This window comes from Actinacidiphila sp. bgisy145 (genome assembly GCF_057708125.1).
Map to the genome: position 1 here is coordinate 41,773 of NZ_JBYIRL010000028.1, position 25,231 is coordinate 67,003.

The 25,231-nt window shown below is 72.4% G+C and carries 25 protein-coding genes and 1 pseudogene; 14 read left to right on the top strand and 12 right to left on the bottom strand.

Translation table 11 applies throughout. The features are described from left to right. Positions 1–62 precede the first annotated feature (62 nt). Together AC3ERT_RS24205 and AC3ERT_RS24210 are read right to left on the bottom strand one after the other, a co-directional pair. Complete coding sequence (locus tag AC3ERT_RS24205) at positions 63–281, bottom strand: DUF397 domain-containing protein (RefSeq protein WP_435128436.1); 219 nt, start codon at positions 279–281, stop codon at positions 63–65. Continuing rightward, complete coding sequence (locus AC3ERT_RS24210; protein ID WP_435176765.1) at positions 257–1,114, bottom strand: helix-turn-helix domain-containing protein; 858 nt, start codon at positions 1,112–1,114, stop codon at positions 257–259. Before AC3ERT_RS24210 ends, AC3ERT_RS24205 begins: the two co-directional genes overlap by 25 nt. A 365-nt stretch (positions 1,115–1,479) precedes the next feature. On the opposite strand from AC3ERT_RS24210, the gene AC3ERT_RS24215 reads away from it, so the two are divergent. Genes AC3ERT_RS24215 through AC3ERT_RS24225 form a run of 3 tightly spaced genes read left to right on the top strand, consistent with a single transcriptional unit; the run spans position 1,480 to position 3,926 of the window. Further along, a complete protein-coding gene (locus AC3ERT_RS24215; RefSeq protein ID WP_335970652.1) occupies positions 1,480–1,791 on the top strand; it encodes a hypothetical protein in 312 nt (103 codons plus the stop codon). A 57-nt stretch (positions 1,792–1,848) separates the two neighbouring features. After that, positions 1,849–3,450: an alpha/beta hydrolase gene (locus AC3ERT_RS24220; RefSeq protein WP_435176767.1), complete on the top strand. Its 1,602-nt coding sequence runs from the start codon at positions 1,849–1,851 to the stop codon at positions 3,448–3,450. Beyond that, positions 3,447–3,926 (top strand): hypothetical protein, encoded by a 480-nt coding sequence (locus AC3ERT_RS24225; RefSeq protein ID WP_435176769.1) that lies wholly within the window; start codon positions 3,447–3,449, stop codon positions 3,924–3,926. The genes AC3ERT_RS24220 and AC3ERT_RS24225 overlap by 4 nt, the downstream gene beginning before the upstream one ends. A 47-nt stretch (positions 3,927–3,973) precedes the next feature. On the opposite strand, the gene AC3ERT_RS24230 is transcribed toward AC3ERT_RS24225, so the two are convergent. The 5 genes from AC3ERT_RS24230 to AC3ERT_RS24250 form a co-directional block, all read right to left on the bottom strand. Then, positions 3,974–4,819 carry an SDR family oxidoreductase gene (locus AC3ERT_RS24230; RefSeq protein ID WP_435128451.1) on the bottom strand — a complete coding sequence of 282 codons (846 nt, stop codon included), beginning with the start codon at positions 4,817–4,819 and terminating at the stop codon, positions 3,974–3,976. A gap of 141 nt (positions 4,820–4,960) precedes the next feature. Continuing rightward, on the bottom strand, positions 4,961–5,980 hold the full coding sequence (locus AC3ERT_RS24235) for a CU044_5270 family protein (protein ID WP_435128454.1): 1,020 nt from the start codon (positions 5,978–5,980) through the stop codon (positions 4,961–4,963). Next, positions 5,977–6,594, bottom strand: a complete 618-nt coding sequence (locus AC3ERT_RS24240) for an RNA polymerase sigma factor (protein WP_435176771.1) — start codon at positions 6,592–6,594, stop codon at positions 5,977–5,979. Before AC3ERT_RS24240 ends, AC3ERT_RS24235 begins: the two co-directional genes overlap by 4 nt. Positions 6,595–6,657: 63 nt before the next feature. After that, positions 6,658–7,575, bottom strand: a complete 918-nt coding sequence (locus AC3ERT_RS24245) for a hypothetical protein (protein WP_435176773.1) — start codon at positions 7,573–7,575, stop codon at positions 6,658–6,660. Between the two features lie 144 nt (positions 7,576–7,719). Next, the gene (locus tag AC3ERT_RS24250) at positions 7,720–8,370 is read right to left on the bottom strand and encodes a hypothetical protein (RefSeq protein WP_435128463.1); all 651 of its coding nucleotides are present in this window, start codon (positions 8,368–8,370) and stop codon (positions 7,720–7,722) included. 215 nt (positions 8,371–8,585) lie between these two features. Between AC3ERT_RS24250 and AC3ERT_RS24255 the strand changes: the two genes are divergently transcribed. After that, positions 8,586–9,023 (top strand): nuclear transport factor 2 family protein, encoded by a 438-nt coding sequence (locus AC3ERT_RS24255; protein WP_435128466.1) that lies wholly within the window; start codon positions 8,586–8,588, stop codon positions 9,021–9,023. Between the two features lie 8 nt (positions 9,024–9,031). Beyond that, a pseudogene (locus AC3ERT_RS24260) lies at positions 9,032–9,298 on the top strand (GNAT family N-acetyltransferase); the annotation flags it as partial. A 91-nt stretch (positions 9,299–9,389) separates the two neighbouring features. Here the strand turns inward: AC3ERT_RS24260 and AC3ERT_RS24265 are convergent. Genes AC3ERT_RS24265 through AC3ERT_RS24275 form a run of 3 tightly spaced genes read right to left on the bottom strand, consistent with a single transcriptional unit; the run spans position 9,390 to position 11,977 of the window. Beyond that, the gene (locus tag AC3ERT_RS24265; protein ID WP_435176775.1) at positions 9,390–10,649 is read right to left on the bottom strand and encodes an MFS transporter; all 1,260 of its coding nucleotides are present in this window, start codon (positions 10,647–10,649) and stop codon (positions 9,390–9,392) included. A 23-nt stretch (positions 10,650–10,672) separates the two neighbouring features. Beyond that, on the bottom strand, positions 10,673–11,335 hold the full coding sequence (locus AC3ERT_RS24270) for a TetR/AcrR family transcriptional regulator (protein ID WP_435176777.1): 663 nt from the start codon (positions 11,333–11,335) through the stop codon (positions 10,673–10,675). A gap of 54 nt (positions 11,336–11,389) precedes the next feature. Next, complete coding sequence (locus AC3ERT_RS24275; protein WP_435176779.1) at positions 11,390–11,977, bottom strand: TetR/AcrR family transcriptional regulator; 588 nt, start codon at positions 11,975–11,977, stop codon at positions 11,390–11,392. Between the two features lie 110 nt (positions 11,978–12,087). On the opposite strand from AC3ERT_RS24275, the gene AC3ERT_RS24280 reads away from it, so the two are divergent. Beyond that, positions 12,088–13,035 carry an alpha/beta fold hydrolase gene (locus AC3ERT_RS24280; protein WP_435176781.1) on the top strand — a complete coding sequence of 316 codons (948 nt, stop codon included), beginning with the start codon at positions 12,088–12,090 and terminating at the stop codon, positions 13,033–13,035. A 27-nt stretch (positions 13,036–13,062) separates the two neighbouring features. Here AC3ERT_RS24280 and AC3ERT_RS24285 read toward each other — a convergent pair whose 3' ends face one another. Further along, complete coding sequence (locus AC3ERT_RS24285; protein WP_335970630.1) at positions 13,063–14,619, bottom strand: threonine/serine exporter family protein; 1,557 nt, start codon at positions 14,617–14,619, stop codon at positions 13,063–13,065. Between the two features lie 4 nt (positions 14,620–14,623). After that, the gene (locus AC3ERT_RS24290) at positions 14,624–15,379 is read right to left on the bottom strand and encodes a DedA family protein (RefSeq protein ID WP_435128874.1); all 756 of its coding nucleotides are present in this window, start codon (positions 15,377–15,379) and stop codon (positions 14,624–14,626) included. Positions 15,380–15,622: 243 nt separating this feature from the next. Between AC3ERT_RS24290 and AC3ERT_RS24295 the strand changes: the two genes are divergently transcribed. The 8 genes from AC3ERT_RS24295 to AC3ERT_RS24330 all read left to right on the top strand — a co-directional run bounded on the left by AC3ERT_RS24295 (position 15,623) and on the right by AC3ERT_RS24330 (position 25,225). Then, positions 15,623–17,005, top strand: coding sequence for an ABC transporter ATP-binding protein (locus AC3ERT_RS24295; RefSeq protein WP_435176783.1), 1,383 nt, complete (start codon positions 15,623–15,625; stop codon positions 17,003–17,005). Between the two features lie 635 nt (positions 17,006–17,640). Then, on the top strand, positions 17,641–18,831 hold the full coding sequence (locus AC3ERT_RS24300) for a tetratricopeptide repeat protein (protein ID WP_435176785.1): 1,191 nt from the start codon (positions 17,641–17,643) through the stop codon (positions 18,829–18,831). Next, a complete protein-coding gene (locus AC3ERT_RS24305) occupies positions 18,828–21,113 on the top strand; it encodes a polysaccharide pyruvyl transferase family protein (RefSeq protein WP_435176787.1) in 2,286 nt (761 codons plus the stop codon). Before AC3ERT_RS24300 ends, AC3ERT_RS24305 begins: the two co-directional genes overlap by 4 nt. 90 nt (positions 21,114–21,203) lie before the next feature. After that, on the top strand, positions 21,204–21,659 hold the full coding sequence (locus AC3ERT_RS24310; RefSeq protein ID WP_435176789.1) for a MarR family winged helix-turn-helix transcriptional regulator: 456 nt from the start codon (positions 21,204–21,206) through the stop codon (positions 21,657–21,659). Positions 21,660–21,755: 96 nt separating this feature from the next. After that, entirely contained in the window at positions 21,756–23,159 is a 1,404-nt protein-coding gene (gene gad, locus AC3ERT_RS24315; RefSeq protein ID WP_335970620.1) for a glutamate decarboxylase, read from the top strand. 110 nt (positions 23,160–23,269) lie between these two features. Further along, positions 23,270–23,485 (top strand): dodecin, encoded by a 216-nt coding sequence (locus AC3ERT_RS24320; RefSeq protein WP_435176791.1) that lies wholly within the window; start codon positions 23,270–23,272, stop codon positions 23,483–23,485. A 202-nt stretch (positions 23,486–23,687) separates the two neighbouring features. Then, positions 23,688–24,167, top strand: coding sequence for a DUF7144 family membrane protein (locus tag AC3ERT_RS24325; RefSeq protein ID WP_335970616.1), 480 nt, complete (start codon positions 23,688–23,690; stop codon positions 24,165–24,167). Continuing rightward, positions 24,164–25,225 (top strand): rod shape-determining protein, encoded by a 1,062-nt coding sequence (locus AC3ERT_RS24330; protein ID WP_335970615.1) that lies wholly within the window; start codon positions 24,164–24,166, stop codon positions 25,223–25,225. Before AC3ERT_RS24325 ends, AC3ERT_RS24330 begins: the two co-directional genes overlap by 4 nt. The last annotated feature ends 6 nt before the right edge of the window (positions 25,226–25,231 follow it).

A 25,231-nucleotide genomic window follows, 5' to 3' on the forward strand; every position in this document is an offset into this window, starting at 1 on the left:
GGCGGAATGGCGCAAACGGGGGCTGGGGGCCGGCCGTTTGCGCCATTCGGCGGCGGAGCGGTTCAGACCGTGGGGAACTCGTCGGCGCGCACCGCGCCCACGAACGCCGCCCACGCGTCGGCGGAGAACGCCAGCGCGGGACCCTGCGGGTCCTTCGAGTCGCGCACCGGGACCACACCGGCGAAGCCGTCGGCAACCTCGATGCAGTTGCCACCGTTCCCGTTGCTGTACGACGACTTGCGCCACGCGGCGCCGCTCAGGTCCTTGGCTGCGATGAACATGACTGGTGGTCCTCCAATGTGGTTCGAAGCAGGGCCAGGGACTCTTCCGGCGACAGCGCGAAGTCCCGGAATTGATCGTAGGCCAAGCGCAGTTGCTCCGCCTCCTCCGAATCCTCGATGAGTTGACCGCTGACGTTGCCTTCCAGGTAGCCGATGTTGCGGCCGCTGTTCAGCCACAGCATGGTCAGCGAGCCGCCGAGCATGATGTGCGGACCGGCACTGAACGGCATCACGTGCAGCGTGATATGCCGCATACCGGCGGCCGCAATCAGCCGTTCGAGCTGCTCCGTCCACGCGTCGGGGTCTTTCAGCGCGCTGTGGAGCGCCGCCTCGTGGATCACCCCTCGGTACTCCAGCAGGTTCGACCCGCCGAACAGCCGCGCCTGCCGCGCCATACGCTCTCGCACCCGCCGGGCCACCTCGTCCAGGGAGGCCGTCATGTCCGTGCTCAACAAGGACGCCGCGTACCGCTCGGTCTGGAGCAGCCCGGGAATCACCCCCGCCACGAACTCCTGCATGTTCCGAGCCTCGGCTTCCACGTCCATGAAGCCCTCGTACTGCCCCTGCGTCTTCTCCCGCTTGGCGAGCTCCCACAGGTCGGCGAGCAGATCCCCGGTGTCGTAGTACCGGTCCAGCACCCGGGGCACGTCGGACGAACCGAGCCGCTCCCCCTTCTCCAGCCGGTGCAGATACGACTGCTCGTACCTGGTTTCCGTACCGAGCTGCATCAGGCTCAGCCCCGACCGCTCCCGGAGGCGCCCCAGCTCCTTCGCGTAGATCCGCCGTGCCGAGGGGTTCTGGTCGCTGCTCGCATTGCCGTTGCTGTTGCTCATCGCACGTTCCTTCCCTTCCAGTTGCCTGAAAGCCAGGACAAGAGCCCGGCCGCGTACGGCCGTCGAGGCGCTGACCTGGCCCCCTTCGTTTTCGTTGATCCGTCACGGCTCACCGCATTGCCTGCGGGCATGGACAAATAAGCCCCTTTGCCCGGACAAAGGCTCACCTGAAGCAGATCGTAGGACCTGACACCCCTTCACGTACACGGAACGTCAGCTTTCGCTCACGATCAGCTCAAGATCGGTCATCCTCGTCCCCACCTGCCACACCGGTCGCCCACTTCCGCCCACACGCCCCCGCAGGGGTCCGCTAACGTCACGGACATCCGAGCTACGCGACCGGGGAGAGAGCCGGGAGGACCGGAATGACCGGACAGATGGTGGACAACCCGCGGCGCGCCTGGCTCCAGTCGCTGCTGGCGGACATGGACGAGGCGCTCGACGCGATGCGGCCCGTGCTGGACAAGCCCGCGGCCGACTTCGGGGGCGGCAAGGCGTGGATCGGGTCGGCGGAGGCGGCGCGGTTCCACGCGGACCTGGCCGGGCGGAAGAACTCCGTGCACACGTTGACCGGCGGGCTGCGGGAGGTCGTGGAGAACGCGTTGAAGGCGGAGCCGCTCCAGGTGACCGAAGGGCAGGCGCGGCAGATGCAGTCGGACCACGAGCACGGCTGGTGAGGTGGTCCGGGGGCGGGCGCCGTAGCCTGTCCCCGACTCCTCTTCCCCGGGGGCCCCATGACGAAGTTCGCGGCCATCGACGTGGCCGTGCTCGGCGAGGCCATCAAGCAGATGGACGCCGGTGCGCGCACGCTCGACGCCAACTGCCGTTCTCTGCGTGCCCGGTTCGAGCGCTACGGTCTCGACACCGCCAATCTGCGCAAGCTCGCGGCGATCGCGTCCTGGACCCGCGACCAACTGCCCGACCTGCGGCGGCGGCACGCGCTGGCGACCCAACTGGCCAAGGGACATGCGCGGGTTGAGGTCCCCGAGCCGTATTCCGTGCCGGTCGCGGACGCGTACCTCTTCCAGCAGGCGACCTTGCGGCACGACCAGGCGGGGCTGGACCTCGTGGCGAGCGACCTGGCGAAGCACCTGGACGACGTGGACTTCCTCAAGGCGTACGCCGACGCCTCCCCCGAGGGCATCACCGCCTTCCAGGGGCTGCCCGCGGTGGACGCGGACAAGCTCAGCCGGCTGCGGCTGGCCGAGCGGGTGAAGCAGCCGGACTGCCCTGCTTCCTTGCAGGAGTTGGCCGCCTACATCGACGACCCCCTGCACCCGCGTACGTATCTGCTCGGCTTCGACACCGCGGGCAAGGGCCATGTGGCGCTGTCCTTCGGCAACCCCGACACCGCGCCGAACACCGCCGTGTACGTACCCGGGGCCGGGGCGGACGGCGACGGCGGCGACGTGGACCGGTCGTTGGCGCTCTTCGAGGCGGCGAACGGCAAGCGGCCCGGCTCGACCGCGTCCGTGTACTGGCTCGGCTACGACGCCCCCGGGTGGAACGTGCCCGGTCCCGCGTCGCAGGGCTTCGCCGACACCGGTGCTCCCCGACTCGCCTCATTCGTCAGCGCCTTGCGGGCGTCGCACACCGGTCGAGGACATCTGACGGTGGTCGGCCACAGCTACGGGTCCACGCTCGTGGGCGAGGCGTGCGCGCGGTTCGGGATGCGCCCGGACGACGTGGTCTTCATCGGGTCACCCGGGGTCACCGTGGACATGGCGTCCGACCTCGGGATCGGGGCGGGGCATGTGTGGGCGAGCCGTAAGAAGTTCGACCCGATACCGGAGTTGGGCCTTTCGCCCTCGCCGCTGCACTGGTTCGACACGCACAGCGACCGTTTCGGCAACGACCCGACGTCCAGGGACTTCGGCGGCCGTACCTTCGACTCCGGGGCGGGCACTTCCGCGGCGAACGCGCACAGCCAGTACTGGGACGCCGGGCCGTCCCTGGACAACATGGCCGCCATCGTGACCGGGCGGACCAAGGACGTCAGCGCGATGCCCACCGAGGACCGGGTCGGGGTGCTGCCGAACTTCGCGGACTTCGCCGTCAATCCGCTCGCGGGCACCGAGGAGTTGGCGGGCTCAGCGCTCCAGAACGCCGGCCACGCGCTCGGCGGGCACTGGGGGCGGCCGCTGGAGGACGCCGGGGACGCACTCCATGAGGTCGGGCAGGCGCAGAGCACCGTCGTGGGCGCGGCGGCCGACCTCGTCACCGGGGACCCGGTCGGCGCCCTCAACGACCTGGAGGACGCGGGCAGTTCGGTCATCGACAGCGGGCTGAACGTCGTACGTGCCGTGGCCGACGCCCTTCTGCGGCAACAGCCGTGACCGGGGTCCCGCGCGCGGGCAGCATCGCCGCCGCCCTCCTCGCCCTCCTCATCGCCGCGTGCGGGGCCGCCCACAAGGGGGACGTCGCGCCCGGGGCCGTCTCGGCCCAGGCCCACGCGCTCGTACGGCAGACCCTCGCCGCCCTCCGCCCCACCATCGGCACGCCCGCCACCGCCCCCTACCGCGACACCTGGACCCGCTGCGGCGCCGAAGCCCCGGGGCAGCACCGTTTCCGCTACGTCTACGGTGTCGTCCTCACGCTTCCCCGCGCCCGGGCCCAGGCCCTCGTCGCCGCCGCCGACGCCCTCTTCACCGCCCGCGGCTACACCCTCAACTACTCCGACGCCCCCACCCTCCGCACCACCGCGACCCTCCCCCACTCCTCCTTCGTCCTCGGGGTGGGCGTCCGGTCCGCCACCACGACGGTCCTGGAGTTCAACGCCCCGTGCGCGCCCACCCGCCCCGACCCGGCGTAGCGCCCGCCCCGCCCGGCACCGTCACGTCAGGTCATCATGTGAGGTCATCACGCCAGGTCGTCCCGCACCACGGAGTACGCCACCTCGCGGTGCGCCTCGTGCTCCGCGAGCCGTGCGACCAGCGACGCGCGCACGTCGTCGTACGTGTCCGAGCCCAGCGGGAGCCGTAGCGGCGTCGCACCCGAATCGACCAGGTCGATCATCGCGTCGGCGATCTTCCCGGGGTCGTTGGGCAGCCCGAACGTGCCGTCGGCGAGCGCACGGCGCACCTCTCCCGCGGGCGTCCCGTCGTACTCCGGCATCGCCGGGGCCTGGTCGAGCCCGGCGCCGAAGCCGGTCGGCGTCGCGCCGGGCTCCACGATGGTCATCCCGATGCCGAACGGGGCGATCTCCTGTGCCACCGTCTCGCAGAAGCCCTCGATGCCCCACTTCGAGGCGTGGTAGTAGCCGAAGTCGGGGTAGGTCGTCTGGCCGCCCGCCGTCGAGACCTGGAGGATGCGGCCCCCTCCCTGCGCCCGCAGGTGGGGCAGCGCGGCCCGGGTGACATGGATCGACCCGAGCAGGTTCGTGTCGATCACCCGGCGGATCTGCGCGTCGTCCGCCTCTTCCACCGCCCCGAACACCCCGTACCCCGCGTTGTTCACCACCACGTCCACCCGCCCGAACGCCCCGAACGCCTCCCCCACCACCTGCCGTACCCGCTCCCCGTCCGTGACGTCCAACTCCCCCACCCACAACTGGTCTTCGCCGTACTCCGCCCGCAGCCCCGCCACCGCCTCCGGCCGCCTCAACGTCGCCGCCACCCGGTCCCCCCGCGCGAGCAGCCGTTCCGTCAACAGCCGCCCGAACCCCGACGACGTCCCGGTGATGAACCACGTAGTAGCCGCACGCATGGTGGTGCCCTTCTCTCGATCTGCCCGACTGGTCGATACGCTTGCGACCGTAGGACTTCGAGTCGGCTCCAAGTCAACCTGCGTGCTTTCGGGCGGGGGTGAGGCGGCGGGGACCGGGGCGGGGCGCGGGCGGGCCCGGTGTCAGTCCAGGTAGACGTCGTACTGCTCGACGTCACCGGGCTTGAGCCGCAGCTTCGGGTCGGTCCTGATGCTGGACAACTCGGTGCCGAGGATGCGGCCGGTGTACTCGTCGAGGACGAACGTCCAGCGCACGGTGCCCTTGAAGTCCACGGCGTACGCCTGGCCTTGGCGTCCCGCGCGGTCCTCGACCGGGCCGAGCGCCCGTACCCCGGACTGCCGGGCGAGCAGGCCGTCGATCGCGGCGGTCAGGGCGGGGCCGGGGGTCCACTCGCGCAGCAGCGCTTCCGTGGCGTCCATCGTCCAGTACGCGCTGCCGCGGGTGTCCGGGTTGTCCTGCGCCAGGACGTCGGCCAGCGCGTCGACGGTGTCCGGGGGCGCGGTGCGGAAAGCGGCGAACTGCTGCCAGGTCCCGGCCGGCTTGTGCGTGCGGTGGACGACCTTGCCGTTCTTGATGTCCTCCACCTCGGCGCTGCCGTCGGCGTTCCAGTGGTCGCGGGTCTCGCTGACCGGGACCTGTTCCGGCTGGTGCTTGCCGTCGTCCCACATGCCGAGGGCCCATTCACGGCGGTGGGTGCCGCGGTGGGCGGCGCCGGAGTGGGTCGCGGCGTAGGCGGCGGCGCGGGCGGCGACCGTGGCGAGGGGGGCCGTGGGGCGGGAGTGCTCCACCTTGAGCGGGGCGGGGGCGGCGGCGACGGCGGTCTGGCCGGCGCCGCCGGTGACGGCGAAGCCGATGACGGTGGCCGCGACCACGGCGGCGGCTGCGCCGAGGGACATGGAGCGGGTGGGGGTGAGGCGGCGGCGGAAGGCGGGGGTGGGGTTGGCCGGCTTGGCGGGCGTACCGTCGGCGACTTCGCGCATCAGGTGCGCTTCGAGTTGCGTGCGGCGGGTGGGGGTGAGGCCGGGGGTGGCGGGGGGCGGGAGCATCGCGCGGAGTGCGGCGAGTTCGGCGTCATGTGCGGCCAGTTCGGCGTCGCGTGCGGCGAAGTCGGCTTCGTGTGCGGCACGTTCGGCGGTGTTCATGCGAGGTTCTCCTGAGCGGTCCGAGCCGGAATGCTGCCTGTCTGCCGTAGCTGTCCGCTGGCCCCCGGGAGGTTCCGGTGCCCGACGGAGTCGCGCAGCTTCGCCCGGGCGCGGGACAGCCGCGAGCGCACCGTGCCGACGGGTATGCCGAGTGCTTCGGCCGCCGACGCGTAGTCCAACCCGCCCCACACGCACAGCGTGACCACCTCGCGCTCGCTGCGCCGCAGCCCCTCCAGCGCCGCCTTCGCCGCCGCCACCTGCTCGGCGTCCACCAGCCGCCCGGCCACCTCGTCCGCGAAGTCCGGGACGGATTCCGCGCGGGGCATGCGCGCCAGTGCCCTCTGGTGCCGCCGGGCCGAACGGGCGGTGTTCCGCAGCACGTTCGTGGCGATGCCCAGCAGCCACGGCTTCAGCCCGGCGCCCTCCTCCGGGCGCAGCCGCTCCCGCGAGCGCCACGCCTCCAGATACGTCAGGGAAACGACGTCCTCCGCCGTGGCCCAGTTCCCCGTGGACCACAGCGCGTACCGGTACACGGCGTCCGCGTGCTCCCGGAACGCCTCGGCCAGCGCCCCCGGGTCACCCCCGCGCAGCCGATCGTAGATTGAGTGACTCACACCCCGTATTGCCCACCCGCCCCGCCCGGTTCCCGTGACCTGCGCCACGCGGCGGGGAGGGCGCTACTCCGCGTCCGCGAAGAACACGTCGCTCATCGAGGCGAACTTGCTGCCCTCGATGTGCTGGCCGCGCTTCTTGTTCATCGGGGAGAAGGCGCTGGTCTGGCCGGTCTGCATGTAGGACTTGAGGTAGGCGGACTGGCCCTTCGACTTGGTGGCCGCCAGGTCGAGGAGGGGCTGGTAGTCGGTCTGCGTGACGGCGTTCATGACGGCGAAACGGTTCGCCGTTCCGGCCGCCGCGTGCAGGCTCGCCATGGCGTCCTTCGCCTTCTCGTGGCCGTCCGCGTCGAGCGGGAACTTCGCGGGCACGTCCAGCTTCACCACGGGCCCGGTGCCGCCGGACTGCGTGATCTCCTTGCCGGCGCCGACGTTGAAGTTGACCGCGATCACCGTGTAGCCCGCTTCGCCGGCCTTCTCCAGGAAGCCGGGCGAGTGCTGGTCCTTGTCGGTGATCCCGCCGACGCCGCCGTGCGTGGGGTTTCCCCAGGCGGCCGCGGGGTTGCCCGTTCCGACGCCGATGAAGAGCAGCACCTGCTTCTCCGGGTCCTTGGCCCGCGCCTCCTCGATGATCTTGTGGACCTCGCCGGCCGCCTGGCCGAGCAGCTTGACGTCGCTCTCGTCGAGCGCGCCGCCGAACCCCGAGGAGTCGCCCTTGGGCGTGGGCCGCATCTCCGGCTCCGCGCGCTGCACCGACAGCGCGCCCCCCGCGGACACGCCTCCCGCGGACACGCTCCTCGCGGTCTGCTGCCCGTCCGTCCTGGCGGCGGTCACCGCGCGCGCCACGGCGGCGTTGCCCGCGGTGCGTTGCAGGTTCAGCAGGGGGCCCTCGGGCCCGGCGGTCCTGGGTGACGGGTGGACGGCCGTCGAACGGTCGCGGGCAGGGTGAGCGGTGTGCGGGGCATGAACGTCACGGCGGTGCACGGTGGTTCCTTCCACGAAGGACGGTGGCTGTGGGCCATTCTCCCCTGTTGCGGGCGGCACGGAAGGGGTTCCGGGGGTGCACCGCGGTTGACGGCAGCGGCCCGCCGGATGAATTCCGGCGGGCCACTGAGGTCGGGGCGCAGGTCAGTTCAGCGGGATGTCGAAGTTCTTCGCCGCGATGGACTTGCCGTTGGAGGTGGTGGCGGCGAGCCGCTTGTAGCGCAGGACGAGCTTCGTGGTGTCCTTGGCCGGCGTGAAGACGACCCAGCCGGTCGTGGTCTTGCCGGTCTCGGCGTCGGGGAGCGGCGGGTAGCCGGCCGCCTTGATCTCGTCGTCGAGGATGGTGGTGCTCGCCTGGTCGATGCCGTTCGACATACCGGTCAGGTAGAAGGAGTCGGCGCCGAAGGTGTCGTAGTAGGTGCTGCTCGCGGTGACCTTGACGTCGACGAGGACGACCTCCTCGTCCGCGAGCGCGGAGAACTTGCTCTTGGCGGCGGCCGACGGCTGGTACCCGCTGATGTACTTCAGGACGGTGGCCTTCTCGCCCATCACGTCGTCGGTGAACGACTTGTTCACGGTGACCGCGGTGGCGGACGAACCGCCGCTGCCGTCGGTGGTCGCGGTGGCGCTCGTGGTGGGCGCGGCGGTGGTGGTCGGCGCGGCCGACGACGTGGTGGCCGACGCGCTCGCGTCGTCCGAGGAGGAACCCGAGTCGTCGTTGCACGCGGTGAGCAGCGCGCCGCCGACGATGACCGCGGCTATCGCGGGAAGAGCTGTACGAATCCGAACTCGCATGACGCGTAACCCCGTTTCGACGCGCGACGCCGAAAGCGGCCCGGCCCGCGCGCCTCCCCCGAAGTCGCCCGTCATTCACTCGAATACTGACAACAGCCCGCAACTATACATGCGCGTACCCGAGCTCTCCCGCCCCTTTCCCGAGCTGCCGCGGGGGCGCTGCCCGGGTGCCGCCCGACCGCCGTGAGCAGCGCACCTTGGGTAGATTCCGCCTGGTGAGCAACCTTGCGAGTGAGACCGCCATCACCCATCTGATCGTCCGCTACGCGGAGTTGGTCGACACCGGGGACTTCGCCGGGGTCGGCGCGCTCTTCGAGCACGCCGTGTTCGTCGGCAGCGGCGCCCCCGTCGAAGGCCGCGGCGGCGGGGTGGAGCGCATGCTCCGCGACAGCGTGATCCGCTACGACGACGGCACCCCGCGCACCCACCACGCCACCACCAACATCGCCGTCGAGGTCGACGAGGAAGCCGGCACCGCCGCCGCCCGCTCCTACGTCACCGTCTTCCAGGCCCTCCCCGACTTCCCCCTCCAACCCGTCGCCGCCGGCCGCTACCACGACCGCTTCGCACGCCACGACGGCCAATGGCGCTTCACCGAACGCCGCGTCCACATCCACCTGGTGGGCAACACCACCCACCACCTCCGCGGGTGACTTTCGGGCGCGAGGCCGCCTTCCGCGCTGCCCTGGCTCGTGGCGAGGCCGGCGAACCGGTCGGCATCGCCTACGGCTACCCGCTCAGCGCGAACACGAGATGGTGGGAGCAGCTCGCCGAACCGGTGCCGGACGCTATGCGCCGCGAGGACGGGCACCACACGTTCGGCCTCATGGAACTTGCGGTGCGCGCCTGGGGCTATCGCAAGGTGGGCGAGGCTCGACCGTGGGACGGCGCCGACCTGCACGACGTCATGCTGCTCTCCTTGCGCTGAACGCACCGGCCGCTCGTTGGGCACGCGTCGGCCGTCCACCGCCAGTCCGTATGCATCCCGCACGCCGTCCGCGCCGCGCCACGCCTTTCGTTCACCCCCGGGTGGGGCGGAGGTGGTCGAGGGACCAGAGGAGGAAGGCGACGGCGGTGAGGGCCGCGGCCATGGTGGTGACGCCGGTCCAGCCCCAGGCGGAGCGTACGGCGCCGGTGGCGGCGGAGGCCGCGGCGCCGCCGAGGAAGACGGTGGTCATGTAGACGGAGTTGACGCGGGCGCGGGCGTCGGGCCGCAGGCCGTAGATGTCGCGCTGGCTGAGCACCTGGTGCCCCTGGACCGCGAAGTCGAGCAGGATGCCCGCGAGCGCGAGCAGGACGAGGTTGCCGACGCCGAGCCCGGCCAGCACCATCGCGACCAGACCGGTGAGGATCGCCACCGCCCGTCCGGCGACACCGCGCCCGGCGTCGCCCAGCCGCCCGGCGATCGGGGCGGAGGCCGCGCCGGCGGCGCCCACGAGGGCGAAGACGGCGATGCCGTTCTGCGACATGTGGTGGCGGTCGGCGAGCTCGTACGCCACCGCCGTCCAGTACGCGGTGAACGCTCCGAACATGCTCGCCTGCGTCAACGCCCGCCGCAGCAGCACCGGTTCGGAACGCACCAGGCCGACCACCGACGCGAGCAGGGTGCCGTAGCGCGCGGTGTGCTCGGGCTTGCGGACCGGCAGCAGCTTCAGCAGCGCCAGCGACGTGAGCAGCATGACGACCGCGGAGATCGCGTAGATGCTGCGCCAGCCCCACGCGGCGGCGGCGAAGCTCGCGACGGAGCGGGCCAGCATGATGCCGAGCAGCAGCCCGCTCATCACCTGGCCGACCAGCCGCCCGCGCGACTCGGCGGGGGCGAGGTGCGCCGCGAGCGGCACCAGGATCTGCGCGACCACGGAGGTGACGCCGATCAGCACCGACACCGCGAGGAAGACCCAGAAGTCCGGGGAGAACGCGGCCACGGCGAGCGCGGCGGCGGTGACCAGCAACGTACGGGAGGCGAGCCGGCGGTTCTCCAGGAGGTCGCCGAGCGGTATGAGCAGGGCCAGGCCCAGCGCGTAACCGATCTGGGTGGCGGTCACGACGATGGTGGCGGTGCCCTTGCTCACGCCGAAGGAGTGGCTGAGCAGCCCGAGCAGGGGCTGCGCGTAGTAGAGGTTCGCGACGCTGGCGCCGCAGGCGAACGCGAGGGTGAGGATCACCCAGCGCAGGGAGCGGGGGGCTTCGGCAACGGTCGGCGCCGACGTCGCGGGAGCCGCGATGGTCGGGGGCGCGGACGGGGACGGGCCGCTGGTCGTCATACGGTGGTTCTCCATGCTCCAGAGGGTTGAGCGGCGCATTACTGAACGCCACGTTCAGTTTGAGCAACGGGCCGAGCCGAGCTATTCCCGGCCCCCGCCCCGATCCCCGCCATCGCCTGCCGCACGGCCCGCGCGGCGAACTCCTCGTCCATCGGCTCGTGGTCGAAGAGCAGCCGGAAGTAGATCGGGCCGAAGATCATGTCGATCGTCGCGGGGATGTCGAGGTCCGGGCGCAGCTCGCCCGAGCGCATGCCCTCGCGCAGCACCTCGGTGGTGACCGCCCGCCGCGGCGAGAGCCACTGCTCGCGCAGCGCCTGCGCGATCTCCGGGTCGGACTGCGCGTCCGCGGCCAGCGCCCGCATCAGCGGACCGGCCGGGCTCTGCGTGAACAGGCGCACCGCGGCGACCGCGATGACCCGCAGCGACTCCTCGGCCGAGGCGTTCTCCGGCAGCCGCCAGGAGTCCGCCGCGCGGAGCATGAAGCCCTCCAGCGCCACCGCACCCCTCGACGGCCACCACTTGTAGACCGTCGCCTTGCCCACCCCCGCGCGCGCGGCAATCGCCTCCATCGTCGCCGCCTTCAGCCCCCCTTCCATCATCAGATCCCCCGCCGCCGCCAGGATCGCCGCCTTCCTCGACTGGCTCCTCGGGCGCCCGCCCCTGCCCGCCTGCGGCTCCCGCACGCGATCCCGCTCTTCCACGCAATCCCTCCATTCTGAACGCACCGTTTCCACCGTACGACGCGACGCTCCGCCTCAGGCCGCGGGCAGCGCCCGCTCCAGCGCGCCGACCGTGACGTCCACGATGGCGCGCAACTGCTCCGCGCCCGCCCCGGCCCGGCTCATCACGGCGAGCGACTGGTTCACCGCCGCCGCGTGCAGCGCGAAGCGCTCCGCGTCCTGCTCGGCCATGCGGCCCACCCGCAAGGCGGCGCGCAGACGTCGCAACTGGAAGCCGAGCGCCTCCTTGGCGTGCGCCGCGACCGCCGGGCTCAGCACGGGCACCGCCATGGCCGACTGGGCGATCAGGCACCCGTCGGGCAGCTCGGGGTCGGCGATGCGCGCGAGGGTGACGTCGAAGAACGAGCGGACCGCCGCGACGGGCTCGGCGCCGGCACCCGCCAGCGCGGTGTCGTACTTCTCGCCGTACCGCGCGGCGTAGCGGTCCAGGCAGCGCAGGAACAGCGTGTCCTTGTCGCCGAAGGAGGAGTAGATCGAGCTGCGGTTCAGCCCGGTCGCCCGGGACAGGTCGTCGAGGGAGGTGTCGGCGTACCCGGCGCGCCAGAACTGCACCATCGCGGCGTCGAGCGCCGTGTCCACGTCGAACTGCTTCTTGCCTGCCACGTGCCTTCCCCTGCCGGTGTGTCGGTCGGTCCGCAGGTCGGTCGATCTGCCGGACGCCGCCCATCCTCGCATCTTGAACCGATTGGTTCAAGATATGTTAGCGTTCGAGCGTGACGACCGACTCCCAGAACCAGCGCCCCGCAAGCAGCCCCGTCCCCGGCCTGCCCCTGCACGACCTGCCCCTGCACGACCTCGCCGGCTTCACCCACCGCTGGGTCGACGCCGACGGCGTCCGCCTGCACGCCGTCGAGGGCGGCCGGCCCGACGGCCCGGCCCTCGTCCTGCTCGCCGGCTTCCCGCAGACCTGGCGGGCCTGGCACCAGGTGATCCCCGCCCTCGCCGGCCGCTTCCGGGTCATCGCGGTGGACCTGCCGGGCCAGGGCCACTCCGAGCGCCCCGACCTCAGCTACGACACCCACACCGTCGCCGCCCACGTCCACGCCGCCGTGGCCGCCCTCGGCGTGGACGACTACTGGCTGGCCGCCCACGACATCGGCGCCTGGGTCGCCTTCTCCCTCGCGCTGAACCACGGCGACCGGCTGCACGGGGTCGCCCTGCTCGACGCCGGCATCCCCGGCATCACCCTCCCGGAGACGATCCCCACCGACCCGGAGCGGGCCTGGAAGACCTGGCACTTCGCCTTCCACCTCGTGCCCGACCTGCCCGAGACGCTGCTCACGGGCCGCGAACGGGAGTACGTCGCCTGGTTCCTCAAGGTGAAGGCCCTCGCCCCCGACGCCTTCGACGACGCCGACCTCGACCACTACGCGGCGGCCCTCGCCGCCGACGGCGGCCTGCGCGCCTCCCTCGCCTACTACCGGGACGCCGCCGAGTCCGCGCGCAGGAACCACCAGGCACTGGAGCGGCAGCGCCTGGCCGTGCCCGTGCTCGGCATCTCCAGCAGCCACGGCTCCATCCCGGACATGGCGGCCTCGATCCGCCCGTGGGCCGACCGCGTCACCGGCGTCACCGTGCCCGGCGCCGGGCACTTCATCCCCGACGAGCAGCCCGAAGCCGTCGCCGACGCGCTCGCGGACTTCGTCACCGGCGGCCGGTGACGCCTCCCGGGGAACAGCGGCGCCCGCTCAGAACCCGCGGGTGCGCTTGGCCGCGCGGCGGGGCCCGGCCGAGCCCGGCACGCGCAGCGCGAGCCGCGCGATCTCGTTGCCGAGGTTGACCCCGATCGCCAGCGCGAGCGCCAGCGCCGCGGCCTTCGTCAGCTGGCTGAGCGCGGCGGACTGGTGCTGCTGGGTGAGCGCGAGCAGCCCGAAGTAGGTCGCGGACCCGGGCAGCAGCGGCCCGATGGCGGCGGTGACGTAGGGCAGCACCGACACGAAGCGGTAGCGCGCCATCAGCTGCCCGAAGAGCCCGACCAGCCCGGCGGCGGCCGCCGTGCAGACGACCTGGTTGCCGCCCGCCCGCTGGTGGAGCACCCCGAAGACGGTCCAGGCCACGCCGCCGTTGAGCGTCGCGATCACCAGCACCTTGCGCTCGCACTGGAGGAGCACGGCGAACGCCAGCGTGAGCACCATCGCCGCGGGCAGCTGCACCCACGGCCGGTCGTACGCCCGCAGCGCCTGGTCCGGATTGAGCCGCGCCCCGGAGTGCACCCCGACATAGAGGACGAGCGTGACCCCTATGACGATGCCCACGATCAGGTAGACCACTTCGAGCAGGCGGGCGGACGCGGTGATGTAGAAGCCGGTCAGCCCGTCCTGCACGGCCGCGACCAGCGCCCGCCCGGGCAGCAGCGCGAAGAGCCCACCGGTGATCACCGCGGAGGACTGGAGGTTCGTCGCCCCGGGAATCCAGTGCCCGTAGTGCCCGACGAGCACCCCCATCGCGGCGGCGGGCATCGCGGCGACCGCGAACTGGTAGAACTCCGGCAGCCCGCGTGCCGCCAGCAGCCACGCCAGCCGGTCCCCGAGCATCGCCGCGAGCGCGGCCAGCACGAAGATCAGCGGCCCGCCGCCCACCAGCACGCTCGCCGCCCCCGCCAGCAGCCCGGCCGCGCCGGTCAGCACCCACGAGCTGTACGGGTGCCGGTTGCGGCGGATGTCGGCGAGCCTGCGGTACGCCTCCTCCAGCGTCACCTCGTGCGCGGTGATCCCGTCCACCAGGTGGAAGACGGCCGCCAGCCGCGTGTAGTCGGTGCCGCGCCGCCGCACCGTGCGGCTCATGGTGTGCGGCGTCTCGGTCAGCGACGGCTGGTACGAGATGCCCAGCAGTGTGAAGGTCACGGTCGGCTCCACCCGCGCCAGGCCGTACGCGAAGGCCACCCCGAACATCGCCGCCTCGACGTCCTCGGCGCCCTCGCCCCCGGCGAGCAGCAGCTCCCCGATCCGGAGGGTGAGGTCGAGCACGCGCGGCACCGAACCGCCGCCCCCGCCGGCGACCGCGGACCGGTCCCCGGGAGGCGCGGGCCGCTCGGTCGAGGGCAGCCGCAGCATCGCCCGCATCCGGTCCTGCCACGGCCCGCCCTCGGGCGGCAGCACCACGGCGGGGATGCCGTCGGCGGGGGTCAGCGCGGCGCCGAGGTCCACGGCGCCGGCGGCGCCGCTGTCGGTCTGCCCCGGCCCCTGCCGCTCGGGCGCCCCGGACCCCTCCGCCGGCTCCGGTCTGCCGGGCTGCTCCCCGCCCAACGCGTCAGCGCTTCGTCGCGCGGTGCCGGCCACCCCGCCCGGCGGCCGCCTCGGTGACCCGCTCGGCGCCCGGCGCGCCCTCGCCGTAGCCGTACCCGGCGCCCTCGGCGCCCGCGGCGGGACCCGGCTGCGGGCCCTGCGCGGCGGTCTTGCGGCGCGAGCGCAGGAACTCGATGCCGACCGGCACCACCGAGACGAGCACGACCAGCACGAGGATCGCCTCGATGTTGTCGCGGACGAACGCGATCTGTCCGAGCCAGTAGCCCAGCAGGGTGACACCGGCGCCCCACAGGGTCCCGCCGATGATGTTGAACGTCGCGAAGCTGCGGTAGTTCATCCGGCTGACGCCGGCCACGATCGGGGTGAAGGTCCGCACGATCGGCACGAAGCAGGCCATCACGATCGCCTTCGGCCCGTGCCGGTCGAAGAAGGCGTGCGCCTTCTCGATGTTCTCCATCTTGAACAGCCGGGACTCCGGCCGGGAGAAGATCGAGGGCCCGACCTTGCGGCCGAACCAGTAGCCGGTCTGCTCTCCCGCCACCGCGGCCACCGCGATCAGCGCGGCCACCACGGCCAGCGGCTGGTGCAGCGTGCCGGACGCGACCAGCAGCCCGGTGGTGAACAGCAGGGAGTCACCCGGGAGGAAGAAGCCGATCAGCAGTCCGGACTCGGCGAAGACGACCAGCAGCACGCCCCACAGGCCGTAGGTGTTGATCAGATGGTTCGGGTCGAGCCAGCTCGGTCCGAGCGCGAGGTTCATCACGACTCAAAAGTATCAATCCAGTGTTGGTACAAGCGTTCCGCTGGCTATGAGTAGTGCACTACGGTCTGGCCAGCGTCGACCACGCAACTTCGCAAGTCCGGCATGCCACGCAAGTACCGCACGTCACACAAGCACCGCAGGTCGCACACGCCACATCCCTCGCGCCCCTGTGCCGTCCCTGCCCCGCCTGTGTCGTACCCGCGCACCACCCGTGTCCGAACTACCTGGCGGCTCCCCGTTATGACTCGCGCCATCACCTTGCACGAAGTTTCCAAGTACTACCCGAAGCAGCCGTCGCCGGCCGTGGACCGGTTCTCGCTGGACATCGCACCCGGTGAGTTCCTGGTGCTGCTCGGCCCCTCGGGCTGCGGGAAGTCCACGGTCCTGCGGATGATCGCCGGGCTGGAGGACATCACCACCGGTGAGCTGCTGCTCGACGGCGAGTACTCCAACGACCTGGCGCCCGGCGACCGGAAGATGGCGATGGTCTTCCAGAACTTCGCCCTCTACCCGAGCATGACCAGCCGGCAGAACATCGGTTTCCCGCTGCGGTTCGAGATGCCCGGCGAGGAGCACGGGCCGCGGGTCGACGAGACCGCCCGCATCCTCGGGATCGAGGAGATCCTCGACCGCTACCCCGGGCAGCTGTCCGGCGGGGAGCGGCAGCGCGTCGCCATGGGCCGGGCGATATCCCGGCACCCGTCGGTCTTCCTCATGGACGAGCCGCTGTCGAACCTCGACGCGAAGCTGCGGTCCCACCTGCGCGCCGAGATCGCCCGGCTCACCCGCGGGATGGGCGTCACGACGGTGTACGTCACCCACGACCAGGCCGAGGCGATGTCCCTCGGGGACCGCGTGGCGATCATGCGCAGCGGGGTGCTCCAGCAGATCGGGTCGCCGCGCGACGCGTACCACCTGCCGGAGAACGTGTTCGTGGCGGCGTTCGTCGGCACCCCGCGGATCAATCTGCTCCAGGCGACGGTGATCGCTCCCCTCAGCGGAGGGATGTGGATCGACTTCGGCCGCCAGCGGCTGGGGCTGCCGGAGCCGCTCAGCTACGACCATCAGATGCTGCGGATTCAGCAGGGGCGGCCGATCATCGTCGGGCTGCGGTCGGAGGCCGTACGGATCGCCCAGCCCAGCCAGGCGCACGCGGGCGAGGTCGTGATCAGCGGGATCGTCGAGCATGTGGAGTACCAGGGGCACGAGTCGCTGGTCCACCTCGACACCGGGTCGAGGCCCGCGATCGTGCCCGAGCTGGAGGCGCCGCGGCCCGCGCCGGCCGCGCGGACCGGGGGGCGGCGCGCCGCGGGTGGCTCCGCGGGCGGCTCCGCCGGGGGTGGGCTCGGGAAGCTCGCGCAGAAGGCCGCGCGGCGCCTTCAGGGGACGCTGCCCGCCGCCCGGGACAACGGTGCGGGTACGTCCCAGGCCGCCGTGATCGACCGGCCCCCGGCGTCTCCGGAGACGCAGACCGGGGATCTCGTCGTCCGAACCGGGCCCGACATCCAGGTGCGCCGCGGTGACCGCGTGCCGCTCCTCGTCGACCTCGCGCACCTCTACGTCTTCGACGGCGACGGCAACCGCATCTGCCCCGCCCCCGCCCACCAGCCCCGCCTCGAATAGCCCCTCCGAGGGTGCGTATCCCTCCGGGGGTGCGTATCCCTCCGGGGGTGCCCCTCGCCGCCCGTACCTACCCGCGCGTCCGTAGTGGCTTGTCGCGCAGTTCCCCGCGCCCCTGGGTGATTGCCCCTTGCAGTGCGTGCCTATCTGCGGGTGTGCTGTGGCTGATCGCGCAGTTCCCCGCGCCCCTGGGTGGTTGCCCCTTGCGGACACGTGCCTACCCGCGCGTCCGTAGTGGCTTCGCGCGCAGTTCCCCGCGCCCCTGTCGGGGTTGCTCGCCGTCGTCGGGTGCGAGGTGGCGTGCGCTGCGGAGCAGCCGCACGTACTCAGGGGCGCGGGGAACTGCGCGACAAGCCACCCACCGGGGCGCGGCCGGGGACGGGGAGCAACCCCAACGGCGGGGACCGGGGACGGGAGAGAGCCCCGCAGGGAGGGGTGGACGTAAGGACGGGTTCATCGGGGGTTTACGGGGGCGCCGTAGCGTTCACGCGGTGACAACAAGCCGGGGCCATTGGTTCACCGCACGCCAGAAGGGCGCGCCGGAACCGCAAGAGGCCCGCAAACCCGCTGCGGCGGCACCGCGGAAACGCACGTGGCCGCAGGTGACCGTGGCGGACTGCCTGAAAGAGTGCGCCCGGGTGTGCGGCACCCTGACCGCGGTCCGCGGCAAGGACGACCACCCGCAGCTGCGGCGCCGCCTCATCGCCCTGCCGTCGGCGGACGAACTCGGCCAGGACACCCCGGTGAGCCCGGCCGTGACGGACGACCTGCTCGACGCCCTCGTGTCAGCGGGCGAAGCAGCACTCTCCGCGGGGGACGCGGGCCGCAACCTCGCCCTGACCGTCGCGTCCACCGTCCTCCCGCTGCGCCCGAACCACCGCGCGGGATGGCGCCTGAGGGCCCGCGCCCTGGAAGCGGAGGGCGACACGGAAGCGGCCCTGGCGGCGTACGACCGCTGCGTGGAGCTGGCCCCGCACGACACGCACGCCCGTACGCGGGCGACGGCACTGCGCACCGCCCTCCCGGAGGAACGCGCCCTGGCCGCGCTGCTTCCGCAGGGCACCCCCGGCACCGTACGCGCCCTGGAATCGGCCGCGGTGCGCCACATCGAGGAGCGCCTCCCGCACGCCGCGGACGACCCGGGCGCACTCGCCCGGGTGATCGGGCTCTACGCCGACCAGCACCGCCACCGCCTGCGCGCCCCGATCGCGGACCCGACGTACGCCGGCACCGGCTGGCTCGACCTCGGCGGGCTCCGCAACCAGCTCGCCGGCCGCTCGGTCTGCCTGGTCGCCAACTCCGGTACGGTGCGGGACGGTTCGCTGGGCGAGCTGATCGACTCGTACGACGTGGTGGTCCGCTTCACGTCGTACGTGATCGACCCGGCCGCGACCGGCACTCGCACCGACCTCCATGTCACCGGCCACCGCAAGGTGTTCAACTGGGACCGCCCGGTATCCACACGGCTGGTGCTGGGCGACAGCGCGGCGGCGTGGCGCGCGGACGTCCGCACCCGCCTGGTCCCGGGCGCCCAGCGGTACGCCGGCGAGGAGTCGCTACGGGCGCCGGTACGCGGCATCGGCCGTCTGGACGAGGGGAGTTGGCCGCACGAGCCGACCTGCTCGTTCGAGGCGATGTGGCTGCTGGACTTCCTCGACGTGAACCCGCGGCTGGACCTGATCGGCTTCGACTTCCACCGCACACCCCCCTTCCGCCTGCCCGGCGCGGCGTCGATACCCGTCGCGGGCCAGGAGGCGGCCACCAGCCAGAAAGCATGGGTCATGGAACGCGCCCGGAACGTCGCAGGACCGGTGATCTCACTGCGATGAGCGCCACCACCCATCCCGCACCGGCGGCGCCCTCGTCCGCTGCCGCGCTCACCGGAAAGCGGCGGATCGCCTTCGCCTTGTGGGCCGACGCCGACCGGCTGCCCGCCCTGCCGGCGCTGCTGCGCGGCCTCGCCCTGACCAACCAGACCGTGTGCGAGGACTTCCTGGTGCTGCACGACGGCCTGCCCGAGGGCGCCGCGCAGCGCGTCGCCGCCTACCACCCGCGCGCCGAACTGCGGCGTGTGGCAACGGAGTCGGCAGCCCGGCTCGCGTCGTGGGCGAAGGCGTCCGGTGGTGCCGTCGAGCCGGGCGCCTTCGGCGTGCTGGAGGCGTTCCGGCTGCGTGATTACGACACGGTGATCGTGCTGGACGCCGAGCGGGTGGTGTGCGGCCCGCTCGGCAGGCTGCTGACGCTGCGCCGGGGCCTGGCGGCGGCACCGTACCGGCCCGGCGGGGACACGCCCGGCACGCAGGTGCTGGTGGTGCAGCGGGAGCACCTGACGGACGCGTTCTGCGCGCGGCTGGACGAGGTGGCGTCGCAGGGTGCGTATCCGCGGGAGCGGGGCGCGGCGGGGGTGTTGGCGCAGGCGCTGGCTCTCGCGGGCGAGGAGTTCGTGCCGCTGGACCCGGAAGGGGTGTTCGCGGCGGCCGAACCTGAGCTCCTGGAAGCGGAGTTGGCTGACTCCGCCGACTTCGGCGCCGAACTCGCCGGATTCCAGGCCCGTTTCATGGCGCTGTCCGGCGCCGCGCACCACGACCTGCTGGTGCACTTCGGCGCCCCGCACGCCGCGCGGACCGGCGACGTCGGCTGCGCGCGGCGGGTCGCGGCCGCGTACATCGCCGCGGGCGAGTACCAGGACGCGGTGGACCTGCTCGGCTCGGTGCGCATACCCGTGGACGACGCCTGGCCGCACGAGGTGTACGGCCAGGCGCTGATGAGCGTGTCGCGGGACGAAGAGGCGCGGGCGCACCTGCGGTTGGCGACCGCCTCCCCGAACTGGGCGCCGCCCGCCTTCGCCCGGCTGGCCCAGATCGCCTGGGTGCGCGGGGACGACGACGCGGCACGGGAGTTGGCGCTGGCCGGGCTCGACGCGGACCCGACGCACCGGCCGTGCCGGCAGATGCTGGTGCGGGCCGCCGCGGTCGACGGTCCCGCGGAGCAGGCGGGTTCGGCCGCGCCGGCCGCTGAACCGGCGGACCCGCGGGAGCAGTTGGCGCATGTCGCGTTCTACATGCCGCAGCAGGGCAACGCCGGGGACAAGGTGCTGCCCGAGGCCGTACGGCTGGCCTTCGACCCCGATCCCGGGCCGCGCCGCTGGCACTCCGTGCACGCCCACCGGCTCTTCGACGAGGCGGCCCTCGCCCGCGTCAACTCCCGGCGGGGGCTGGTGATCGGCGGGGGCGGGCTGTTCCTGCCCGACACGATGCCCAACGGCAACAGCGCGTGGCAGTGGAACGTCCCCGACGACCTGCTCGACCGCATCGAGGTGCCCATCGCCGTCTACGCGGTCGGGTTCAACCTCTTCGACGGGCAGTCCTACCGGCACGAGCGGTTCCGTACGGCGCTGCGGAAACTGGCGGAGAAGGCGGCGTTCTTCGGGCTGTGCAACCACGGGTCGATCGCGCAGGTGCGGCGCCTGCTGCCGCCCGAGCTCCATGACAAGGTGCGGTTCCAGCCCTGCCCCACCACGGTCACCCGGCACATCGTCCGCGGGTGGCGCGATCCCGAACAGCGCGAGGACACGGTCCTCCTCAACGCGGCGTACGACCGCGCCGGGCTGCGCTTCGGGCACGACTACGGCCACTTCCTCGCCGAACTCGCCTCCGCCGTCCGCGCGTTGGGCTCCTACGCGGAGGTGCGGTGCGTCGCGCACACCGTGGAGGACGAGCGGATCGCCTACGACCTGCGGCGCGAGCACGGTGTCGCGCTCCCCGTGGTGCCCATGTACGACTTCGACAACGACGAGATCCGGGCGGCCTACGCCCGGACGAAGCTCGTCATCGGCATGCGCGGCCACGCCGGCATGGTCCCCTTCGGCTGCGGCACTCCCATCATCAGCCTCATCTCCCACCCCAAGATGGCGTACTTCCTCGCCGACATCGAGCGCCCCGAGTGGGGTGTCTCCGTCCACGACCGCGACCTCTCCACCCGCCTCACCGCCCGCGCGGCCGCCCTCCTCACCCACCACGAAGCGGCCGTCGCCGACGTCCACGACCGCCAGTCCGCCCTGTGGCGCACCACCCAGCAGAACGCCGCCCTCCTCCACTCCCTCGGCTTCTGACGGCGTCAGGTCCTGCCCCTTGCGCACCCGCGGATGGCGAGGGACCGCAAGGGGCGGGATCTGCGGGGGTGGGGGAATTAAGGTGGGTGGATGAGGGAAGGCAGTGCGGGGGAGCGGATCGCGGAGGACTTCGGGGACATCGTCCGCCGGGAATCGCGTGCCGTGGTGTACGGGGAGCTGACCGCGGGGCTGGGCCCGGCGCTGGACGAGGCGACGTATCCCGTGCTGAGCGGCCTCGCCCGGGGCGGCCCGAAGAGCGCCGCGCGGCTGGGCCACGACATCGGGCTGGACCGCTCGGTGGTGAGCCGGCACGCGGACCGTTTGCAGGCGGCGGGCCTGCTCCGCAGGGAGCCGGACCCCTGTGACCGCCGCGCGAACCTGCTGGTGCTGACGGAGGAGGGCACCCGGGTGGTGACGCGGATGCGCGCCCGCTTGGCGGAGCGCTTCGACGCCTACCTGGCCCACTGGCCGCCGGCCGAGGCGGAGGCGTTCGCCCGCGCCCTGCACCGCTTCACGCAGGAAGCGCTGCTCGCGCGGGAGCCCTGAGGACCGGCCGTACCCCCTGCGCGGGCGGCCGGGTCGTCGTAACGTCGGGCACGTACGGTCACGCTCACGGCTCCGCTGTTGGGAAGGTTCCCCGCCATGTCGTTGCACAAGGGCTCGGGCTCGTCGCACGAGGTCTCCGTCAATCCGTTCTACCTGGGCGACGCCGACCCGGTCGGCGCGATGCAGACCGCCCCGCCCAAGCACCGTCTGGCGGACGGCCCGATGACCCCGGCGGCTGCCTACCAGCTGGTGCACGACGAGCTGATGCTCGACGGCAACTCCCGGCTGAACCTCGCCACGTTCGTGACGACGTGGATGGAGCCGCAGGCGAACGTGCTCATGGCGGAGTGCGTCGACAAGAACATGATCGACAAGGACGAGTACCCGCGCACCGCCGAGCTGGAACGGCGCTGCGTGTCGATGCTCGCCGACCTGTGGAACGCGCCCGACCCGAACGCGGCCGTCGGCTGCTCGACCACCGGCTCCTCCGAAGCCTGCATGCTGGCCGGGATGGCGCTCAAGCGCCGTTGGTCCAAGCGCACCCCGGGCTACCCGGCCACCGCCCGCCCGAACCTGGTGATGGGAGCCAACGTGCAGGTGTGCTGGGAGAAGTTCTGCACGTTCTGGGAGGTGGAGCCCCGGCTCGCCCCGATGACCGGCGACCGCCTGCACCTGGACGCCGAGGCGGCGCTCGCGCTGTGCGACGAGAACACCATCGGCGTGGTGGCGATCCTCGGCTCCACCTTCGACGGCTCCTACGAGCCCGTCGCGGAGATCTGCGCCGCCCTCGACGACTACGAGCAGCGCACCGGCATCCACATCCCCGTGCACGTGGACGGTGCCTCCGGCGGCATGATCGCGCCCTTCCTCGACCCGGACCTGACGTGGGACTTCCGGCTGCCGCGGGTCGCGTCGATCAACACCTCGGGCCACAAGTACGGCCTGGTCTACCCGGGTGTCGGCTGGGCGCTGTGGCGCGACGCGGAGGCGCTGCCGGAGGAACTCGTCTTCCGGGTGAACTACCTCGGCGGCGACATGCCCACCTTCGCGCTGAACTTCTCCCGCCCGGGCGCCCAAGTGGTCGCGCAGTACTACTCGTTCCTGCGGCTGGGCCGCGACGGCTACCGCGCGGTGCAGCAGTCCTGCCGGGACGTCGCCACCAGCACCGCCCGCCGCTTCGAGGCCCTGGACGACTTCCAGCTGATCACCAGGGGCGACCAGCTCCCGGTGTTCGCGGTCACCACCGCGCCGGACGTGACGGCGTACGACGTGTTCGACGTCTCGCGGCGGCTGCGCGAACGCGGCTGGCTGGTCCCGGCGTACACCTACCCGGCGAACCGGCAGGATCTGGCGGTGCTGCGGGTGGTGTGCCGCAACGGCTTCTCCTCGGACCTGGCCGACCTGCTGATGGACGACGTGGCCGCGCTGCTGCCCGAACTGCGGCGCCAGCCCCACCCGTTGAACCGTTCCGAGGCGGTGGCCACCGCGTTCCACCACTGAGACCGAGCGCGCCGGGTCCCCCGCGTTCCCCGCGCCCGCCCCAAGTCCCCCTGGCTCACCTGGAGTTCCCCGAGTTCCCCCGAGTTCCCCCACACGAAAGGGACATCGCCATGAGCGACCACACCTACCGCGTCACCGAGATCGTCGGCACCTCCCCCGAGGGCGTGGACGCCGCCGTCCGCAACGGCATCCGCCGCGCCTCGCGCACCCTGCGCGCACTGGACTGGTTCGAGATCACCCAGGTGCGCGGGCACATCGTCGACGGCGAGATCGAGCACTACCAGGTCGGCCTGAAGGTCGGCTTCCGCCTGGAGGACGCCGAGTAGCCCGGCACCCGTCCCGCACGGCCCCGCCCACGCCGCCCCCGTACCGCGCCTCCGCGCCGTACGGGGGCGGTGCGCGTACCACGCCCGGCCCCCGCCCGCCTAAGCACGCGGCCGCGCCCCCGCGCGGACCGACCCGTACGGCGGCAGCCCGTTCGGCGCATCATCACTGGCCCGGCCCGCAGGACGGGCCAATCCTCGTGTCATGAGCCACTCTCCTTCAGAAGGACCGTCTTCCGGGTCGATACCCCAGGGCTCCACCGGCCGTGACCCGCGCGAGGACACCCGCAGCGCCTGGGCCACCGGTGGCGCCGTCTTCGCCGGGCTGATGCTGATGATCAACGGCGTGCTCGCCGTCCTCGAAGGAATCGTCGGCATCGCCAAGGACTCCGTCTACGTGCGTACCCGCGGTGACTACGTCTACAAGTTCGACGTGACCGCCTGGGGGGTCATCCACCTCGTCCTGGGCGTGATCGCCCTGCTGGTCGGCTACTTCCTGCTGCGCGGTCTGTCGTTCGCCCGCTACATCGGCATCTTCATCGCCGGGCTGAACCTGATCGCGAACTTCATGTTCCTGCCCTACCAGCCGATCTGGGCGATCGTGATGATCGCGATCGACACCTTCGTGATCTGGGCGCTGGCCACCTACCACCCGCGGAACCTGCCGTACGGGAGCGCACTGTGAACCCCAACCCCACCTTCCTCTCCCCCACCCTGCCCCAGCTGCGCCGCTGCACCGTCGCGGTGGACATCGGTGCCGCCCGCACCCGGGTCCACCTGCGCGGCAGCGGCGTCGTCGTGGACGAGCCGAGCGTCGCCGCGGTGGACGTCCGCACCGGCGCGCTGATCGCCGTCGGCAAGAACGCCGAGCTGATGGCCGGCCGCACCCCCGCCCACATCCGGGTGGTCCGCCCGGTCTCCGGCGGCGTCGTCGTGGACGTCGAGATGGCCCAGCGGATGCTGCGGCACGTGCTGGGCGACAAGCTCGGCCGGCGCTGGCTGCGGCTGCGCGGCACCGCCGTGATGCGCGCCGCGGTGTGCATGCCCCACAACAGCGCCCCGGTCGCCCGCCGCGCCGCCGTCGAGACGCTGTACGGGCTCGGCGCGCGCCGGGTGGAGCTGGTGGACACGCTGATCGCCGCCGCGGTCGGCTGCGGCCTGCCCGTGGAGCACCCCGAGGCCACGATGATCGTGGTGTGCGGCGCCGGTACGACGCAGGTCGCGGTGCTGTCCCTCGGCGCGATCGTGGCCGCGGAGACCGTGCCGGTCGGCGGCGAGGCGATCGACCGGTCCGTGGTGGACCACCTGCGCAGCAACCACGCGCTGATGCTGCCGAGCCAGGCGGTGCGGCCGCTGCACCAGGTGCTCGGCGCGGCCGCGGCCGGCGGGCCCACCACCACCGAGGTGTACGGCCGGGACATGGCCAGCGGTCTGGCCCGCTCGGTGCTGGTCGAGACCGAGGTGGTGCGCAACGCGATGCGGACCCCGCTCAACGCGGTGCTCGACGGCATAACCTCGGTGCTGCGCCGCTGCGCCCCCGACCTGGTCTCCGACCTGGCCGAGCGCGGCATCATGCTGGCCGGCGGCAGCGCGCAGATGCCCGGCCTGGACCAGATGCTCCGCGAGGCCACGAACATGCCGGTCCACGTCGCCCCCGGCCCCGACACCGTCGCCGTCCGCGGCCTGGGCGCGATGATCGAGGGCAAGGTCCGACCGATGGTCCTCACCCCCCTGGCCACCTGACTCCGC